At 49.9% G+C, this 15,814-nt stretch carries 26 protein-coding genes; all 26 read right to left on the reverse strand.

Features of this window, described 5'->3' with window-relative positions; all coding sequences use genetic code 11:
• Window positions 1–87: 87 nt before the first annotated feature.
• Complete coding sequence (locus PKC96_06185; protein ID HMM00903.1) at window positions 88–435, reverse strand: hypothetical protein; 348 nt, start codon at window positions 433–435, stop codon at window positions 88–90.
• A 5-nt stretch (window positions 436–440) separates the two neighbouring features.
• Window positions 441–1,016, reverse strand: a complete 576-nt coding sequence (locus tag PKC96_06190; GenBank protein ID HMM00904.1) for a phage tail protein — start codon at window positions 1,014–1,016, stop codon at window positions 441–443.
• Window positions 1,006–1,356, reverse strand: coding sequence for a hypothetical protein (locus PKC96_06195; GenBank protein ID HMM00905.1), 351 nt, complete (start codon window positions 1,354–1,356; stop codon window positions 1,006–1,008). Before PKC96_06195 ends, PKC96_06190 begins: the two co-directional genes overlap by 11 nt.
• On the reverse strand, window positions 1,357–1,746 hold the full coding sequence (locus tag PKC96_06200; protein ID HMM00906.1) for an HK97 gp10 family phage protein: 390 nt from the start codon (window positions 1,744–1,746) through the stop codon (window positions 1,357–1,359).
• Window positions 1,743–2,063 (reverse strand): hypothetical protein, encoded by a 321-nt coding sequence (locus tag PKC96_06205; GenBank protein ID HMM00907.1) that lies wholly within the window; start codon window positions 2,061–2,063, stop codon window positions 1,743–1,745. Before PKC96_06205 ends, PKC96_06200 begins: the two co-directional genes overlap by 4 nt.
• A 6-nt stretch (window positions 2,064–2,069) precedes the next feature.
• The gene (locus PKC96_06210; GenBank protein HMM00908.1) at window positions 2,070–2,363 is read right to left on the reverse strand and encodes a hypothetical protein; all 294 of its coding nucleotides are present in this window, start codon (window positions 2,361–2,363) and stop codon (window positions 2,070–2,072) included.
• A gap of 372 nt (window positions 2,364–2,735) precedes the next feature.
• A complete protein-coding gene (locus PKC96_06215; GenBank protein ID HMM00909.1) occupies window positions 2,736–3,878 on the reverse strand; it encodes a phage major capsid protein in 1,143 nt (380 codons plus the stop codon).
• A 12-nt stretch (window positions 3,879–3,890) separates the two neighbouring features.
• On the reverse strand, window positions 3,891–4,493 hold the full coding sequence (locus PKC96_06220; protein HMM00910.1) for an HK97 family phage prohead protease: 603 nt from the start codon (window positions 4,491–4,493) through the stop codon (window positions 3,891–3,893).
• Entirely contained in the window at window positions 4,474–5,694 is a 1,221-nt protein-coding gene (locus PKC96_06225; protein ID HMM00911.1) for a phage portal protein, read from the reverse strand. The genes PKC96_06220 and PKC96_06225 overlap by 20 nt, the downstream gene beginning before the upstream one ends.
• 10 nt (window positions 5,695–5,704) lie before the next feature.
• Complete coding sequence (locus tag PKC96_06230; GenBank protein ID HMM00912.1) at window positions 5,705–7,345, reverse strand: terminase large subunit; 1,641 nt, start codon at window positions 7,343–7,345, stop codon at window positions 5,705–5,707.
• Complete coding sequence (locus PKC96_06235; GenBank protein ID HMM00913.1) at window positions 7,342–7,680, reverse strand: hypothetical protein; 339 nt, start codon at window positions 7,678–7,680, stop codon at window positions 7,342–7,344. The genes PKC96_06230 and PKC96_06235 overlap by 4 nt, the downstream gene beginning before the upstream one ends.
• Window positions 7,664–7,825: a hypothetical protein gene (locus PKC96_06240; GenBank protein ID HMM00914.1), complete on the reverse strand. Its 162-nt coding sequence runs from the start codon at window positions 7,823–7,825 to the stop codon at window positions 7,664–7,666. The genes PKC96_06235 and PKC96_06240 overlap by 17 nt, the downstream gene beginning before the upstream one ends.
• Before the next feature lie 11 nt (window positions 7,826–7,836).
• Window positions 7,837–8,964: a leucine-rich repeat protein gene (locus PKC96_06245; GenBank protein ID HMM00915.1), complete on the reverse strand. Its 1,128-nt coding sequence runs from the start codon at window positions 8,962–8,964 to the stop codon at window positions 7,837–7,839.
• Window positions 8,965–9,198: 234 nt separating this feature from the next.
• Window positions 9,199–9,606, reverse strand: a complete 408-nt coding sequence (locus PKC96_06250) for a DUF3846 domain-containing protein (protein ID HMM00916.1) — start codon at window positions 9,604–9,606, stop codon at window positions 9,199–9,201.
• A gap of 14 nt (window positions 9,607–9,620) precedes the next feature.
• Window positions 9,621–9,938: a hypothetical protein gene (locus PKC96_06255; protein ID HMM00917.1), complete on the reverse strand. Its 318-nt coding sequence runs from the start codon at window positions 9,936–9,938 to the stop codon at window positions 9,621–9,623.
• Window positions 9,939–10,269: 331 nt separating this feature from the next.
• Window positions 10,270–10,599: an HNH endonuclease gene (locus PKC96_06260; GenBank protein ID HMM00918.1), complete on the reverse strand. Its 330-nt coding sequence runs from the start codon at window positions 10,597–10,599 to the stop codon at window positions 10,270–10,272.
• Window positions 10,553–11,662, reverse strand: a complete 1,110-nt coding sequence (gene metK, locus PKC96_06265; protein ID HMM00919.1) for a methionine adenosyltransferase — start codon at window positions 11,660–11,662, stop codon at window positions 10,553–10,555. The genes PKC96_06260 and metK overlap by 47 nt, the downstream gene beginning before the upstream one ends.
• On the reverse strand, window positions 11,662–11,955 hold the full coding sequence (locus tag PKC96_06270) for a hypothetical protein (GenBank protein ID HMM00920.1): 294 nt from the start codon (window positions 11,953–11,955) through the stop codon (window positions 11,662–11,664). The genes metK and PKC96_06270 overlap by 1 nt, the downstream gene beginning before the upstream one ends.
• A 61-nt stretch (window positions 11,956–12,016) precedes the next feature.
• The gene (locus tag PKC96_06275; protein ID HMM00921.1) at window positions 12,017–12,319 is read right to left on the reverse strand and encodes a hypothetical protein; all 303 of its coding nucleotides are present in this window, start codon (window positions 12,317–12,319) and stop codon (window positions 12,017–12,019) included.
• Window positions 12,316–12,510 (reverse strand): DUF4314 domain-containing protein, encoded by a 195-nt coding sequence (locus PKC96_06280; GenBank protein HMM00922.1) that lies wholly within the window; start codon window positions 12,508–12,510, stop codon window positions 12,316–12,318. Before PKC96_06280 ends, PKC96_06275 begins: the two co-directional genes overlap by 4 nt.
• Window positions 12,507–12,899: a hypothetical protein gene (locus PKC96_06285; protein HMM00923.1), complete on the reverse strand. Its 393-nt coding sequence runs from the start codon at window positions 12,897–12,899 to the stop codon at window positions 12,507–12,509. Before PKC96_06285 ends, PKC96_06280 begins: the two co-directional genes overlap by 4 nt.
• A gap of 2 nt (window positions 12,900–12,901) precedes the next feature.
• Window positions 12,902–13,342 carry a hypothetical protein gene (locus PKC96_06290; GenBank protein HMM00924.1) on the reverse strand — a complete coding sequence of 147 codons (441 nt, stop codon included), beginning with the start codon at window positions 13,340–13,342 and terminating at the stop codon, window positions 12,902–12,904.
• Between the two features lie 15 nt (window positions 13,343–13,357).
• Window positions 13,358–13,585, reverse strand: coding sequence for a hypothetical protein (locus tag PKC96_06295; GenBank protein ID HMM00925.1), 228 nt, complete (start codon window positions 13,583–13,585; stop codon window positions 13,358–13,360).
• Window positions 13,586–13,597: 12 nt separating this feature from the next.
• Window positions 13,598–13,858, reverse strand: coding sequence for a hypothetical protein (locus PKC96_06300; GenBank protein ID HMM00926.1), 261 nt, complete (start codon window positions 13,856–13,858; stop codon window positions 13,598–13,600).
• 64 nt (window positions 13,859–13,922) lie between these two features.
• On the reverse strand, window positions 13,923–15,176 hold the full coding sequence (locus PKC96_06305; GenBank protein ID HMM00927.1) for a DNA modification methylase: 1,254 nt from the start codon (window positions 15,174–15,176) through the stop codon (window positions 13,923–13,925).
• A complete protein-coding gene (locus tag PKC96_06310; GenBank protein ID HMM00928.1) occupies window positions 15,148–15,633 on the reverse strand; it encodes a hypothetical protein in 486 nt (161 codons plus the stop codon). The genes PKC96_06305 and PKC96_06310 overlap by 29 nt, the downstream gene beginning before the upstream one ends.
• Window positions 15,634–15,814: the final 181 nt, after the last annotated feature.

Consider the following 15,814-nt stretch of genomic DNA (forward strand, 5'->3'; position numbering starts at 1 on the left):
AGCTCGGCATCACGTAAGGGAATGCCGAGTTGAGCCAGATTGAATATTATGTTCGCCGTGGGGCTGTGGCTATCAACTGGCCCGTCGCTAGGGATTGGACGGACTTTTGCTCCCCTCCTTATAAGGGGTTAGAAGCTCGCCGATCGTCTTGGCTAAGAGTTGGAGCGAATCGACGTCGCTGATGATAGAGAAGTCGAATTCGTCCAAGAATTCGTCGTAGGATTTGCTCGTGTATGGCCTGTGAAGGATATAGGTGATCCTGAAGATGACGTCGATGATTTTCGATACCTCTTCCTCGCTTTTGTCCTTTAGTCCGTCAAGGAGCTTGACGTCGCCGAAGAGCTCACTGCCGAACACCTCGCGGTATTTGATGATGGTTCCAAGCGACGCCTTTAGCTTGTAGTCGCGTCCCGCTAATTTGATTGTCTTTTCCATGTCTCTTATTCCTCAATGGTAGGAACGACTGGAGCCACGGTTAGGAAAGTCTCGTAGTTGGCGTCGCCAAGGCATGAGGTGACGTGGGTAGTCGAGTATTTGCTATTGATAGCAATAGGTCTCGAAGTGATGTTGAGAGTGATCGCGTTGACCTCGATGGAATCTGCCTTGGTCTTGCTGGATTCGTTGATCGGGGTGACCGAGCAGAGATAGAACCAGATGCGACGGGCTTTGAGGTCCCCTTGGATCTCAAATCCCAAGGCGAAAGTGACCGGTTGGGCGTTCGTGATTTCCACGATGTTCCCATTGGTTAACTTCTTGTATCCGAGGATGTCGACTTTGAATTCGTCGGTGAGTTCGGTGAGTTTTAAGGTCAAGGTTCGCCCGGCCAATTGGCTGAGCGAGAGGATGATCTGGTCATCCGCGTTGACATTGGTGGATCCGCCAACGATGTCGTTGGTGAACTCCTGAGCGCCCGGAAGGCTTACTGGGGTTGTGAATGTCCACTTCCCGTCCGTAGCTTCGGTGGCTTTTGAGTAATAGACGTTTTTTAGTCCATACGTAACTTTGTTATTTGGCATTTAATATTTCCTCCATGTAAATTTCATATGTTCTGTTGAGCGATTTGTCGGCGTTGTGCGACTCGCTGAGTAAAGAAAATGCCAGGCCTTTGCCCAGCAGTTTCTGTTCTAGTATCTTTTCTAGTTTGACGTCCTTCGCTTTAGTGACTAGCGTTATCTGCACCGACGACTTGTAGATGTCGGGCTTGTTGTCACTATATAGCGAGGGCCTTTTGGTCACTTCCTGATAGACTATAAACGGCATCGACGCGTTATCTGTTGAATCGTAAGCGTTGGTTCCGTAGAACGCCTTGTTTGGAAGGACCTCCTTCAATACGGAATAGAGATCCTCAAGTTTCATTTAATTGCCTCCGTTCCTGATTATCTGCTTTATCCCCTCCAGCATTTCCGGGGTGAACGTCTCGTAGGCCGGGCGCATGAATGGACGCGCCATGACGAACTTACCGCTCTTGTGCTTGAAGCCGAACTCGACCAGATGGACGAGCCTCCCCTTCGTGCCTGAGGATATGAATATTGTCTTGTTAGCCCCACTACCGACGGTCGTGAGGATAAAGGAATCCGCGAGATGGTTATTTCCATAACCGGTTCTCGGGCAGTTTTCCTTGATGTAGTTGAGCACTTCGCTGGCCGTTTCGTCCAGCTTCTTCTCGACGTCGGCCTTCACATCGTCGCTGTAGGTTTCGATGATCTCGCTGAGTTTCAAAGAAAAGGAATCGAGAGACTCGCTCATGGCGTGACCTCGATGTCCGATTTGGATAGATAGAGCTCGATAAACTGGCCGTCGATGTAGGTCCTCTCTACTTTGTAGAGCTCGTCCTTGATCTGGACGAACTTCGACTCGTCGTAGAGGATCGACTGGATGACCACCTTGAGGTCTATCTTGAGCCCGAGCGAGACGTTTGTGTTGTACTCGAGTTTGGTGACGCTCCTGAAGGAGCCGATCACTTCTTTCTTGGATTTGACGACGTTTGTTTTGTTCCCTATGTTGTCTAGGGATGAGGCCACGCATAGCAGTGCGAGGCGGGAGTTCGGTGAGTTTGGAAACATGGGGGTCTACGCCTCTGATGTCAGGACCAATTGCCTGAGCAAGAAGTCGAAACTTGAAGGCAGTTCCTTCACGCTTCCGTCATTTTTAAAGCCATAGAAGGTCTTGCAGTAAATTAATACCAAAGCCTCGGCTAGGCCGTTTTCGCTATAAGCGACATCATCCTTCACCCCAGCTGAGCGAATCAGACTGAAGCAAGCGTTGATGTGAAGCGCTAGCTCATCGTCCGCATACGTCTCCTCGAGGGGGATCATAAGGGACTTCTTGACCTTATTTTTGATATTGGTGATATCGTGACTCATACCTGAACACTCCTTTCATTACAGCTGTTGTTTACCTACCGTTCATTGTTCCGTTTTACTCATACTCATTTCATTTCATTATTCCTTTTTACTTGTACTCATTTCATTTCATTTCATTGTTCCTTTCTACTCACTTAGCATCGTCACGCCAGAGCCCTTGCGGGATAACCACACTTGGTTCGCTTTCGTTGTACCTTTTTACTTTTACTTTTACTTTTTTCCGTTCATTGTACTTTTTTACTTTTACTCTTTTCTTTTCATTGTGCCTTTTTACTTGTTACTTCCACGTCGCCACTCGCACTGCTATTCCATGCGTAGCCCTTATAAAGGGCTGAGTCGCCCCAGCCCTAGATAAGCGTTGGTTAAGGCCTACTATTCCTTGGCGGAGGTTGTAGCGCCTTTTTTGACTCTCAAGAAGCCGTTGAATCCGACGACGTTTCCACCGGTGAAGACACTTGCTTTGTAGCAGATGATTCCATCCTTGAACTTGTAGTCGGTTGACTTGGCGATCTCGACAGGTGAGAAGACTGGGACCTCGTAGTTCTTTAAGGAACCATAGGCGATGCAGTAGTCTCCTTCGGCGGTCGCGGTGTCGCTTAAGGCCTTGCAGTGAGAGGAGATGATATATGGGATACCATCGATGGTCTGCGCCTTGTAGTCGACGGCGTGGACCTTTCTTCCTTCGGCTGTTCGTAATGTTGCGAATGCGCGGAGGTCGTTTTTGTTGAGGATGAGGACGGCGTCGCCTTCCACTTCCTCGTCTCCGCCATAGGCGAACACGATCTCATCCAATGTGGTATCGGTGATCTTGGCGATGTCGATGTCCTTTGAGGCTTCGATGGCGCTGGCTTTGTCAGAGAAGATACCAGTGAAGGTGTTTGAGGTTCCTGCGCCGAGAAGGATCTGAGAGGCGATCTTCTTTTTGAGGGAGACTTCGATGTTCTTCAAGACCTCTGCTTGGTAAGGAAGGTTTGGAAGCTTCTCTAATTCCTCGGTGATTTCGGTATAGGCGGTTACTTTGACCTTGGTGACGGTAACGTAATCAAAGGTTGGCTCGGTTTCGGTATAGTCGGCACCTTCGGCGGTCAAGCCAGCGTCGCCGTGACCTTTAACGTAGGACTTTTTGTAGGTTTCGCCACCGTTGAGGTTGACGACGTTGACTTTGTCAACGATTGTCGATACTTCGCGGAATGGGTACTCGGCGATTTTGTCGTCGGTGTAGCTGGGTAGCAAGATGTTGCTGGAATCGACCTTGATGGTTCTTGCTTCCCTGAGGTCCTTACCGCGTTGCTCTAAGGCTTCGGCGGTCTCGGATTTGGTTTCGATATTGACGACCTTGACTTCGGTTTGGGAGGCGATCTTCATTTTCTTTTCGATCATTCCTCTTTCTTCCTGTAAGGTTGTGGCTTCAGTTTCTAACGCTGAGAGCTTCTCGACATCGTTTTCGGTGTCGCTGGCAGTTCTGATTTCGGCCAAGCGGGCTTCGATCTCTGCCTTTCTTTTGATTAAATTCATTTTTAAATCCTCCTAGATTTTTGATTTGATGTGAATTCGTTTTTTGATGATTTCGGCTTGCTTCTTCTGCTCAGCTAAATCCATAGCCTTTAGTTCCAAATCCATGGCTTCTAAAGAACGAGCGTAGATGCTGGTCGAGTCGTAGGCCGGGGTGTCGACGATGGATACGTCGTAGAGTCTCTCTATCCCGAGGATCCTACGGACCGGTACCGCACCGCTTCTGTCCCAGCTCTGCTTGTTGACCGTGAAAGCGAAGCTCATCTTATCCAAAAGCCCGGCCGTGACCATCTTGTAGATATCCTTGTTGGATTCCGTGTCAAGAAGCTCGGCGTGGACCTTGAGACCTTTTTCGTCGACCGATAAGGAAAGAGAGCCGTTTTTGGTTCTCGCGATGATGAGGAAGTTGTCCATGTGGTTGTACTTCATGGGCACGTCCTTCATTAGAGTTTCGGAGAGGGAGTCCTTATCGATGACTTCCTTGAAGCCGTGTTCCTCGTCCCCGATCATGGTTTCGCTCTCGAATACGATAGCGTAGCCTTCCAAGGTCATCTTGCCGTCGACCGCTTCGGTCCTTAGTTCGGCCAATCTGACCTCTTTATTTGTTGTCTTCGTCATTGTTGTTACCTCCTACTTGGTATTGGTTTGCCTTGTCGGCATCTACGTAATTTAGTGATTGGAGTCTCTTGTTCCCGTTTTCGATCGGCTCGAGTCCCAATAAGGCCCTGGATTCGTTCAAAGACATGATCCCGAGTCCCATGAGTTTCTCGATGGCGCCGACCTTGGTGGTCCAGGAGGCGTATTGCAGACGCTCGCTGAAGAAGAGGATTTCCTCCCCTCTTTCGAGCTCATTCTGCGTCAATAATCCGTTTGAGAAAGCCTCGCTTAGCTGTATCGCTATCGGTTCGATGGTCGATTCATAGAAAGCGTTGAATTCGGTCTCGTTGTATGAGTTGGCGAATATCGCCTTCGACACTCCGAAGTAATCGAGTATCTTGCTTTGCAGGAAGTCGAGCGTCTTGTCGTCCACGAGCTTCGGATCGACGCTTAACGGCGTGTAGTCCGCTTTTGAGTCGACCGGGACGATCGCCGATTCGGTTTCGTTGGCCTTCGATAGCGCCCTGTTGAATTCGTCGATTTGCTTCTGCTTGTCGCTTTCCTTCAGCATGCCGTTGATTTTGAGCAGGCCCTTAATCTGGAAGCTCGACATCATTCCGGCCTCCACCCCTTGCAGGAGCGAGTCGTTGATCTTGAGCGTTTTTAGCAATGCTTCGTGGCTTCCCGTCGATGAGTCACCGCCGAAGAAGCTGTTGTTCGTGTAGAACCTTCTTAGGTGGATGACGTTCTCGTAAGGGAGGATGTAGCTCGTGCCGTCGCCGAAGTAGAACTTAAGGTAATAGTCGCCGAGGCTGTCTTCTATCGGCTCCACCGTTATGGGGTTGAGCGGGTACAGCCCAATCAGCTTGTAGGTGGACCTGTCGTACATCGGGTAGATGAACGCGTTGTCGTTGAGCATCAATAGTGACACGCTTTTGTAGAGGAATTGGTATGGCGTCATGAGGGTATTTGGCTTGTACTTAAGTAAAAAGGCGACCGGCCCTGACTTTTCGGTCTGGACCCCGTCGTCTCCCACTTTTAGGTACCTTCCTTTTAGCTTCGCGCATTGCGAGGCAATCCTGTCGACGCATATTCGGACCACATCGGAGTTGGAGATGTTGTCGCCGAATGGGACGAACGGTAGCTTCAGGTCGTTCACGACTTTGTAGCTATCGACGCTCCCGACTTTCTTCTTTCTTTTGAAAATATCTTTAAATCCCATTTGCTACCTCCTAACTATTCATGGTTTCGTAGTCTTTTTTGTATAGGTTCAAGACGGAGTAGGCGATGATCAAAGCGACCGCCCCGTCTATCCTTTTGAATTTGCTGTTCAGCTTCGATGGCTGGATGTTCCCGTTGATGTCGACCTTGGCCTGGGTGTTGCTTAGGCACCACTTCAGCATCGGGTTGTTATCATAGATAACCACATGGTTCTTAAGGTCGGCCTCGAGCTGTTTCATCGGCTCGGACAGAGTGAAAGGCCCCTGCCTCACCTTCTCCATCGTGAAGCCGGCTTCGTCCATCTCGTCCACCCAGTAGCGGGAGTTCCAGGGATCGTAACCGATCCAAAGAGGCCTGATGTCGTAGGTCCTGACCATGTCGAGGAACCACTCGGTGACCTTTGAAAAGTCGTTCTGGCTACCGTCGGATAAGGTCAGGTAGCCTTTCTTAACCCAGATGTCGTAAGGGACGGAGTCTTCCTCCATCCTCTTTTGGAGCACGTTGCTCGGCATGAAGAAATGCGGGATGACGTACTTCTTCTTGTCTTTGACGATGAGGAGTATCGAGGCGGTCAAATCCGTCGTCGAGGAAAGGTCCACGCCTCCGATAGCATAGCTATTGCGCAGGCTTTCCATGTCGTATGCCTCTTCGTTGTTCAGCTCGTCGAAGCTCATCCAAGAACCGGATTCGAGCTGTTTGACGTTAAAATCCTTGCAGAGCATCGTGAGCCTCGTCGAGAGATCATTCTTGGACTTGTTCATGATGTCCTCGAGGTAGGTCATGGTCTTGATCTTCCCTAGCGATGGGTTGGATTTCTGCCACGACTTCTTGTCACTGTAGATCTCGTCAATCGAGTCCTGCGTGTAGAGCCAAGGTAGCACCCTTTCGTCGGTGATCTCACCCTTGATCATCTTCCTGCAGTATTCGAGCTTCTTGTCTAGGAACCCTCCCACCACGTTCCCTTCGGTCGTGATGATGAAGATCAACGGTTCCCTTTTGGTCGATTGGCTTTGCTTGATCGCGTCGTAGACCTTCGAGTCGGTCATCTGATGGACCTCATCGATGCACCCCACCTCGATGTTGAAGCCGTCTAGGTTCCTCGATTGGGCGGAGAGCTTCTTGATCTTGTTCTTGTTCTTCGGCGAATAGATGTAGAAGATGTTTTTCCTGCTTCTTTTATCCTTCGATAAAGCCTTACTGTGCTCTCGCATGTTGTTGATCTCCTCGAAAAGGATCGAGGCCTGATCGTTGGTGTTACTGGCGCAGATGATGTCGACGCCACCGCTTGAGAGGAAGAACTCCGCCAAGTCGATGCCGGCGATGTAGGTGGTCTTGCCGTTCTTTCTGGCGACAAGGAGCACCACCTCGTTGAACCTTCTGAGTCCGGTTTCCTTGTACTTGAAGCCATAGGCTACCTGAAGGAGCGCCTTTTCCCAGAGCTCGAGGATGAACGGCATCCCGTTGAACGGGGACTTTGTGTGCTTGCAGAAGCGCTCGATGAAGTCGATCCTCAGCTGTCCTGGCTTTTCGTCAAAGACGAACCTAGGGTTCTTCAAGTCGCTGATGAGCGAATCGAGTACCTGCTCAAGCTCATGGCCGATCACCACGTCTCCTTTGTAGACCGCGTTGCGGTATTCGATGAGGTAGTTCATTTCCCGGCTTCTTCGATGAACTTGTCGAATTCGTCCTCGCCCTCGTCGACCTCTTTGCCGAGGATCGTGTTCAGGGTTTTGATGATGGATTGATAAGCGATCACGCTTTGGAGATAGGTCTTGTACTTGAGGTTCACCCTTTGGTTTCCCTTGTTCGACGTCTCGACGACATAGCTTTTGCCTATGTCATCCTCGAGGCTGTCGAGTTCCACCTTAAGAAAAGAAGCCTTCTTCAGGAGCTCGTCGACTAGGCTTTTCTTGGCCTCGTCGCTCCCTTCAAACAGCTTCTTTAACCTCAAATACTCTCTATAGACGCAATCATTCCTCTTCTTCATAGAGTTCCTCCGCCTCTGAGGCGTCGACCTGCTCGTAGTTGTCGATTGAGTCTTCGCACCCTAGGTAGATGACGTTTGATAAATAGGTCCCGTCGATCTTCGATTTGAAGATCTTTCCGGCCTCCGCTTCGTATTTCTTTGGCATGTTGTTTCCTCCTATGAGACGGTCCAGTTCTTGGCCGTCGCCACCGCTATGTCTGTCGTCGATACCTTGGCTAGGTTGTCGCTACCCAAGGTGAGGGCCTTGGCGGACGAGCCTGTCAGGTTTTTGAGAGACGCGAACATGGCTTTGATGGAATTGGCACTGAGATTTGTGCATTTCGAGAAGTTGGCCACGCAGTTCCAGTTGGATCCGAGGACGATGTCCGCCAAAGACGGATTATCCACTATGTGGCCAGCGATTATCGAGTAGGTGAACGAATTAGGAAGTATGATCTTAGCCAAGACCGGGCATGAGCTGATGGTCTGGCCGTTCCCGGTGAATCCAAGGAACCCAGCCGGTAGTTCAAGTGTCCTCAGCGCTGTCATGTTGAATATCGAGTATGAAACGAAGGTCGTCAGCTTCGATCCGCTTTCAAAGGAAATGGCGGAAAGGTTGGAACTGCCGAAGGCGTTTCGTCCCCATGAGGACACGCTTTTAGGAACCTTTAATACGTAGGTTGACGCTAGGTTTTCCATCTTTTGGAACGAATACTCCTGAATGGAGGTTATTGCTATCCCTTCTTGGAACTCGATCCTTTGGAACTTCCCTCCTTCGAAGGCGTGTGAGCCGATGAAGGAAATGTCAGGATGAAGGACCAAGGTTGCATATGCTTGGTAGTATGAAAGGCAGTATTCCCTGATTCTTGTTACCGATGTCGGGATGACGACTTTGTCGGCCGTTCCGTCGATGATACCGCAGAGAAGCTGTGCTTCCTCTGACTGCGTGTTGGCGGAGAGTATGCCATCTGCCACCACCGCCTCGACGGGCTCGCTGATAAAGGCATAGCTTCCGGTAGGCACGTTGTTGGTGACGACGTTGTTCGAGGAGATGAAGGATATGAACCATCTGCCTGAGAGCTTCGTGACCGTGGTAGGAACCACCAAGGCGTCGTTCGTCACCCTGTAAAGGTACGTGGCCTTGGCGTGCTTGAACTTGACGTAGCGTATCGCTCCCTCGATCGAATCGTCGACCGAGAATACCAGTCTCGCCCTGCTTAGTTCATCTTCGGTCCCGAGCCTGACGACCGGATCCTCGTATTCAAGCCTCCCGTTGGCGTTTGCTTTTATCTTGATGTCGTACATTGGTTGCCCTCCTAAAATAAGCGAAAATGTTATAAGTCTATACTTTGTATAGTCTTATAAAGACGAAAAAGGCCCTTTTCGGACCTCTTTTTGGTGTTTATATAAGACTTATTTATAAGACTTATATAAAACGTTGGCTTTGCTTGGCCCCTGTGAGGCCCGCTGTCGCTTTAAGTTCCTCGGGTTGGTAAATTAGCCAATCCCAAGAGAAAGGAGCCCCGTGAGGCCCCCGTTTCAATCTTCCGGTTTCTCGAATATCCTCTTCGGCACTATCAGGACGTTCCCGACTAGGTCCGTCTCGAATAGTTTGAACGATAGGTTGTTGAACTGCTTTTTCTTAAGCAAGCCTTCCTCGTCCACCACCGTTAGGTAGTCGTCGAATACCCTAGGCGCCAGTTCGATGTAGCCACCGACTAGGCCTTGGAGTTCCTTGAGGGTGAAGTATCTGCCTTTTGGTTGGACCAGCTGGACTTCACTTCCCGTGATGAGGATTGCTAGGTTTTGCGCCCTGAGCGTCGTTAGGAACACCCTGAGCGGAACGATGACCTTGTTGTTGCATTCGTCGCAACAGGCCGTCCCGGCGACGGGCATCGGGTTGTTCCCGTAGCCCTCTATCTCTTTTCCGCAGATACAGCATTTCATCTTCGCTTCCTCCCTTAGCACTCGCCCGACAGGTCCCACATCATCGAGTCGATGACCATGACGGCCCCGCTCATCGCATCGTGGTATTTGTCGTAGTTGGCGAAGTCGCTTTTCTCTTCGTTGTAGAATTCGCGGGTTTTGTTCGAGAAGAATTTGACCAGCGAGTTTCTTTTGGCCCTGAGTTCCTCGACGCTGTCGCCTCTGAGGTTGAGCATGTCCTTGACGGCGTTGATCTGCTTTCCGTCTATGGTTGAATGCCCGATTCCTAAGTTGGCGATTTCCTCGACCTTGCTTTCGACCGCCTCGTCATTGAATTTGATTTCGTTTTTCATTGTTTGGACCTCCTTATGTCCTTGACATATCAATCGCTCTAAAAGAGCACTATAGCAAGTTAATAAGACAGTCATTTCCGTATCTTTTTCTGATACATGGCATGCACTTGTGTTTCCTTTTGGATTAAATGGAATCCTTGGCGGTTTTCCTGCCCGCTGTGCGCTTTTCCCGCCTCAGGCGAATAAACAAGCGAAGGGCGAAAGAAAAGAGCCGTAAGGCCCTTATTTCGCTTTCTGTGAAATTCCGGATTTTGAAAAATCGGCCCCACGCATTTCGGAGGTGGGGGCGAACGGTACTTTCAAAGTCAGAAAATATCATCGACCGGGGCGGTCATTTCGATTTTCTGGACACGAGATTTCCCTCGCTGTCGAAGTCGTACTCGGCCAATCTACCGAACCTATGGTGCTCTTTGTTGTGGCAATCGGTGCAAAGGAGCATCAGGTTGTCCTGATTCAAAGAGACGTTGGGATCGTCGACGTTCTGTATGGTTAGATGGATCTTGTGATGGACCTCGTTCCCTGGCTTACCACATTTCTCGCACAGGCCATTCTGATTGCAGATCTTAATCGCCCTAGCAAGGTGCCATTCGTCGCCACGGTAGAAACGCTCGAGCTTACTTGGTCGCTTCGAGTGCTTCGCGCAACGCTTGTGCCTTTGCATCTGCGTCCTCCCAAGGAAGGTTCAATCCTAATCTGCCGAAGTGCCCATACTCGGAAATCCGGGAATAGGTGACGTCCAGCAATTTGAGTTCTTTGATGATCGAAGCCGGCTTGAAGTCAAAGACCTCTTTAACGAGCTCGACCAATTTGTCGTCGTCGATGACGCCGGTTCCAAAGGAATCGACGGAAACCGAGACTGGCTCGGCAATGCCGATGGAATAGGCGACGCCAACCTCACAGCGTTTGCAAAGCCCTGAATCGACGAGGGCCTTGGCGACGTAGCGACAATAGTAGGCACCGCTTCTGTCGACCTTGGTTGGATCCTTTCCAGAGAAGGCACCACCGCCATGGTGAGCCACCCCTCCATAGGTATCGCACATGAGCTTTCGCCCGGTTAAGCCTGAATCGGCGTAAGGACCGCCGGTCTCGAAAGCGCCGGTCGGATTGATGAGGACTTGGCATTCAGGGTACTTCTTGATGTATCCGCCGATGGCCTCAAGCAAGAGAACCTTCGCTTCTTCTAGCTTTCCGTGTTTGGTTTGAGAGGAGATGATTATCGTTTTGATGGCGACTGGTTTGTAGTCGCTGTCGTATTCCACCGCGACTTCGCATTTCCCGTCAGGGCCGAAGATGTCGTTGTGCTTCACGAAAAGGATGCGTGCAAGGTTGCTGATGTGGGAAGCGACGACGAATGGATAAGGCATCCTCTCGTCGGTTTCGTTTGTGGCGTAGCCATACATCATCCCTTGGTCCCCAGCGCCTTCTTTGTCGACGCCGAGAGCGATGTCTCCCGATTGCTTCGTGATGTTTAGATAGACTTTGAATTGCTCGTAGTAGCCGGCGAAGCGGAGAGCCTTGATGGCTTCCTTGATGATGTTCACCTTCGCCTTCGAGGTGACTTCGCCGAACACATAGACGGCGTTGTTCTTGATCGCGGATTCCACCGCCACCCTCGATGTCTTGTCAGCCTTGAGATAGGCGTCTAAGACGTTGTCTGATATCTGGTCGCAGAGTTTGTCAGGGTGCCCTTTGAACACCTGCTCACACGTTACGATTTTTCCCATTATCTTGTTTCCTTCCTTTCGGCGCGTTCGGCCGTTTCGTTTTTGTCTCTGAATTCGATCACGTATGGTTTCCCATGCTTGATTTTGAAAAGCAGGTCATTGAGCCTGCGGATAGCCAAGCGGTAGAAATTGACGTCGACCAAGGAGTCATAGTCCTTGGGATCGTTTCTGTATCTCGCCTTGGCCTCCCCGAGTCTGTCCTTGAACTTCTCTTTCAAATCGTAGAAGTCTTGGATTTCCCTTTCGCTGAAGCCACACGAGATTGTGGTTTTGATTGTTATTTTTTGCTCCATTGATTCCTCCATAAAGCAAAAACGAGGCCCTCTGAGCCCCGCTTCTGTTGTTTCCTGTTGTTTACTTGATTGTGAAGATTTCCTTCGGCACGCACGCCGTGTAGCGCGGATAATCGTAACCTTCGGACTCAATAAGTATTCCATACGCGTAACCGTCGGCAATAACGTAGATGCAGTGCATCAAACCGGTGTCGTCTTGATACATGAGTTTGCTGTTGTTCTTAACGTAGTCCCTGTCGTCCAGCGGATTGGCTAAGAGGTCCTTGAACTCGTCGTTGGTGAGTTTCACCACTTTTTCGATCGCGAACTCGGTCGTCGGGTAGATCTCCTCCGGCGTAGGTTTTCTAAAGAAATAAGCCTTCATTGTCTCTCTCCTTTTGAAGTCTCGATGATTTCAAATTCATCGGCTTCAGGTATGATTGCGCATCCTCCCCACGTTCCGTGGAGTTGGCCGGCGTCATCGATGTGGGTGACGGTTCCGGTCTTCCATCGGTATTGAGGTTCGTCGCGCATGTCTATTATTTTGATAAGGTCGCCCACTTGCGGTTTCATCATTTAACCCTCCAAGCGGTATAGACCGTCAGGTATCCGCAGTCCCATGAGTCGACTAGGTAGCCGTCTCGGACTGTGGTCACGTGGCCTCGGACCGATACGATGAATGTCCCTTGAGGATGTTCCCTTAGGAAGTCCACCACCTTGGTTCTTGGCTGTCCCGGCGTCCCCTTGAAGAGGAGCCTGTCGTAACTCGCTAGGTAATCGTAGAGGAATTTTCTGGCCTTGTAGGATGAATATCCCAGTTCTTTCTTGGCCCGATTGAGTTCCCTGCGGGTTTCCATGTAGTCCTTTTCAAAGGCCGTGGATACCGCTCGGACGACGCAGTCTTTGACTGATAGTCCTTTAGGATGGGCGTTGAACTTGATGAAGTTCTTGGTTCTGACTTCCATGGTTATTTCGCCTCCCATGGCGCGTTGAGCCATTTGACTAATTCTCTAGAGGAGTCGGTCTCGAATATCGCTTCCTCCCAGTGGCCTTCGCCATCGGGCGTCCTGCCGTAGACCGCGTATTTGCTCTTGTTCCAAAGGCAGTCGATTTGGATTGTCAGCTGGACGTTTCCGCTGTCGATTGCGCATATCCTGAAGTCATCGTAGAGCGGTCCGTTGAGCGGGCAGTTGTTTTTGAAGAAGACATAGGTGTTGTCTAGGTCAACCTTACCGCCGTCTCTGATTTGCTTGATGATTCTTCCCATCTTGTAGGTCTTGTTCTTGAGGGATGTGTCCCTGCAGAACCAATCGAACCAGCCGGCCTCGATTTGGGTTCGTCTGTCGGCGAGTTCGTAGACTCCGTCATTGAATGAGAATATCCATTTTCTTAGCGTTTGCTTTTCCATTTTCGTTTCCTCTTTTTAATGGTTCTCTGCTTCGAGAATCATGTTCAATGCCTCTTCGGCTTCGGCGTCGGTTGGCTCGATGTCCCATCCTCTTTCGTAGTTGCAGACTATTTTGTTTCCGCACTTAATCATGAGTTTTGAAATTCGGCCACCGTCGATTCCGTAGACGCTTCCGGTGTCGTATTGCTTAATCCAGTAACGGTAGGTTTTGCCGTTGACCTTCAATGTTCCTTCTTTCCACATATCCGGTTCCTCTTATTCGATGTTCTCGAGGCCATCTTCGGCTTCTTGGAGCGAGCTGACCGCTTCCTCGACCGTGCTGGCGGTGTCGTCGAGCCATTCCTGTCTTTCTTCCTGGAGGTCGGTAAGCTCTGACCTTCCTTCGTAGGGTTCGATGTCCCCGGATTCGCTTTCGATGTCGCTTTGGAGATCTTCTAGCTCAACCCTGAGGTCGCTGATCTTTTCCTTGAGTTCCTCGATGCGTTTCTTGAGCTGGGTTTTTGTGTAGCTTGCCATGTCGTTTTCCTCCTTTGGCATACACATATATCCCTCTAAAAAAGCACTATAGCAACTCAATTCGCTAGTTATTATCGAGGTTTTTCGCTTGTTCCAAAACTGAGGCGAAATCATCGATCTCAATCAGTGGGGTTTCGGTTCCATCACGGAGCAAAACGCAGTCTTTGAGGTCGCCTTTCATCTTGATGTAGCGCTTCACGATGACGTCGGCGTACTTCTCGTCGAGTTCCATGATGAAGCAGGTCCTTTCGGCTTGTTCGCTCGCGATGAGCGTAGAACCACTACCGCCGAATAGATCCAGGACGAGCTGTCCTTTCAAAGAAGAATTATTGATCGCCCTTCCGACGAGCTCGAGTGGCTTCATCGTAGGGTGCAGGTCGTTATGCTTTGGCTTGTCGTATTCCCAGACGGTAGATTGGGTTCTGTCGTCCACGAAGTAATGAGCGCCATTGGGCTTCCAACCATAAAGGATCGGTTCATGTTGCCATTGGTAGTCCTGACGGCCGAGAGTAAATGAGTTCTTGGCCCAGATGAGGCATTCGGCCAATTTGAAGCCGGCTTCCTTGAAAGCGAGCCTGAAGTTAAGCCCTTCGCTGTCGGCGTGGCAGACATAGATGGAACCGCCGTCCTTTAGTGAATTGAATAAGTTTTTATAGACAAGGAATAGGAAGTCATGGAATTCGTTATCTCCCATGTCGTCGTTTTGGATGGACTGGCCATCGCTTCCCTCGTAGTTGACGTTGTAAGGCGGATCGGTAAAAACCATGTCGGCAGTTTCGCCGTTCATGAGCTTACTGACCGTTTCCGGATCCGTGGAGTCCCCGCACATGACGCGGTGTTTTCCTAATAAATAGATGTCGCCTTGCACGGAATGAGGCTCATCGGTTAGGTATTGCCCTTCGTCGAATTCGTCGTCGGTGACTTCTTTGAAGTCGCTGGCGAAAATATCGTCGAAGCCGATGTCGGTCATATGCATCCCGAGCGCTTCCCAGTCGATGTTGCGTAGCTCTTCGTCGAGCTTCTTCTTGTCCCAGCGAGCTATCTCTCCGGTTTTGTTATCGGCGAGCCTGAGCGCGTTGGCTTGGTCTTCGGATAAATCCTCGGCAATTAAAACAGGTACTAACTTGAGTCCCAGTTTCTCGCTGGCTTTTAGTCTGGTGTGGCCGGCGATTATCACCATGTTCTTATCGACGATTATCGGGTTGCGGAATCCGAACTCGTGGATCGAATTTGCGACTTGTTCCACCGCCTCATCGTTTATTCTTGGATTGTTTTCGTAAGGTATGATCTTACTTATTTCCATCATTTGAACTTCCACTGTTCCATTCCTCCTTCTGATCTAGTTTTTCTTTCCTTAATTCCAAAGAAATAGCGTCGTCTCTCCATTTCGGACCATAGAACTTATCCAAAATGTAAATGAGGACGTTGGCGTTTGGCTCGTGGTAGAGTTCGAACTCGTTGATCGAGTATTTGTCCTCTCCCTTCTTGCCCTTATACATTTGTTTGCGGAAGCTTTTAGTCGAATAGCCATGGCCGATCTTAACCAAATCGCGGATGCAATTGGTCATCTCCCAGATGTTATCCGGAGCGTTTGCATAGGCGACGTCGGCATGGGCCTTCTTCATTTCCTTGTAGTCTTTGAGGCTGATTTCCAAATACTTAGCAATTTGCGCCTCGGTTACCCCGGCCTTAATCAATAAAGAAATAATGGCGAGGTTATCCTTGAGCTTCCCGCTTTCGGTCCACGCAAGGTAGAGATCTTTCTTGTTTGACATAGTAATTCCTCCTTTTGGTTTTGGTGCTCCCTAGTAGCACCGCTTTTGTCAAAAAAGCAATGATGTACTACGGATTCCCGCAAGAAAAAAGAGGACCGTAAGCCCTCTTAGATCCTAGGCGTGTGCCAGTATCTCAACGATTCATCTAGATACAATCTTAGATGTTAAACGTAGTCTACTC

It is taken from the genome of Bacilli bacterium, assembly GCA_035326105.1.
In the GTDB taxonomy this organism is placed as follows: domain Bacteria; phylum Bacillota_I; class Bacilli_A; order RFN20; family CAG-826; genus UBA7706.

Bases quoted from the DNA above. Each gene is read 5' to 3' on its own strand.
- PKC96_06185 (HMM00903.1), bottom strand. From the start codon at position 435: ATGGAAAAGACAATCAAATTAGCGGGACGCGACTACAAGCTAAAGGCG.
- PKC96_06190 (HMM00904.1), bottom strand. From the start codon at position 1,016: ATGCCAAATAACAAAGTTACGTATGGACTAAAAAACGTCTATTACTCA.
- PKC96_06195 (HMM00905.1), bottom strand. From the start codon at position 1,356: ATGAAACTTGAGGATCTCTATTCCGTATTGAAGGAGGTCCTTCCAAAC.
- PKC96_06200 (HMM00906.1), bottom strand. From the start codon at position 1,746: ATGAGCGAGTCTCTCGATTCCTTTTCTTTGAAACTCAGCGAGATCATC.
- PKC96_06205 (HMM00907.1), bottom strand. From the start codon at position 2,063: ATGTTTCCAAACTCACCGAACTCCCGCCTCGCACTGCTATGCGTGGCC.
- PKC96_06210 (HMM00908.1), bottom strand. From the start codon at position 2,363: ATGAGTCACGATATCACCAATATCAAAAATAAGGTCAAGAAGTCCCTT.
- PKC96_06215 (HMM00909.1), bottom strand. From the start codon at position 3,878: ATGAATTTAATCAAAAGAAAGGCAGAGATCGAAGCCCGCTTGGCCGAA.
- PKC96_06220 (HMM00910.1), bottom strand. From the start codon at position 4,493: ATGACGAAGACAACAAATAAAGAGGTCAGATTGGCCGAACTAAGGACC.
- PKC96_06225 (HMM00911.1), bottom strand. From the start codon at position 5,694: ATGGGATTTAAAGATATTTTCAAAAGAAAGAAGAAAGTCGGGAGCGTC.
- PKC96_06230 (HMM00912.1), bottom strand. From the start codon at position 7,345: ATGAACTACCTCATCGAATACCGCAACGCGGTCTACAAAGGAGACGTG.
- PKC96_06235 (HMM00913.1), bottom strand. From the start codon at position 7,680: ATGAAGAAGAGGAATGATTGCGTCTATAGAGAGTATTTGAGGTTAAAG.
- PKC96_06240 (HMM00914.1), bottom strand. From the start codon at position 7,825: ATGCCAAAGAAATACGAAGCGGAGGCCGGAAAGATCTTCAAATCGAAG.
- PKC96_06245 (HMM00915.1), bottom strand. From the start codon at position 8,964: ATGTACGACATCAAGATAAAAGCAAACGCCAACGGGAGGCTTGAATAC.
- PKC96_06250 (HMM00916.1), bottom strand. From the start codon at position 9,606: ATGAAATGCTGTATCTGCGGAAAAGAGATAGAGGGCTACGGGAACAAC.
- PKC96_06255 (HMM00917.1), bottom strand. From the start codon at position 9,938: ATGAAAAACGAAATCAAATTCAATGACGAGGCGGTCGAAAGCAAGGTC.
- PKC96_06260 (HMM00918.1), bottom strand. From the start codon at position 10,599: ATGCAAAGGCACAAGCGTTGCGCGAAGCACTCGAAGCGACCAAGTAAG.
- metK (HMM00919.1), bottom strand. From the start codon at position 11,662: ATGGGAAAAATCGTAACGTGTGAGCAGGTGTTCAAAGGGCACCCTGAC.
- PKC96_06270 (HMM00920.1), bottom strand. From the start codon at position 11,955: ATGGAGCAAAAAATAACAATCAAAACCACAATCTCGTGTGGCTTCAGC.
- PKC96_06275 (HMM00921.1), bottom strand. From the start codon at position 12,319: ATGAAGGCTTATTTCTTTAGAAAACCTACGCCGGAGGAGATCTACCCG.
- PKC96_06280 (HMM00922.1), bottom strand. From the start codon at position 12,510: ATGATGAAACCGCAAGTGGGCGACCTTATCAAAATAATAGACATGCGC.
- PKC96_06285 (HMM00923.1), bottom strand. From the start codon at position 12,899: ATGGAAGTCAGAACCAAGAACTTCATCAAGTTCAACGCCCATCCTAAA.
- PKC96_06290 (HMM00924.1), bottom strand. From the start codon at position 13,342: ATGGAAAAGCAAACGCTAAGAAAATGGATATTCTCATTCAATGACGGA.
- PKC96_06295 (HMM00925.1), bottom strand. From the start codon at position 13,585: ATGTGGAAAGAAGGAACATTGAAGGTCAACGGCAAAACCTACCGTTAC.
- PKC96_06300 (HMM00926.1), bottom strand. From the start codon at position 13,858: ATGGCAAGCTACACAAAAACCCAGCTCAAGAAACGCATCGAGGAACTC.
- PKC96_06310 (HMM00928.1), bottom strand. From the start codon at position 15,633: ATGTCAAACAAGAAAGATCTCTACCTTGCGTGGACCGAAAGCGGGAAG.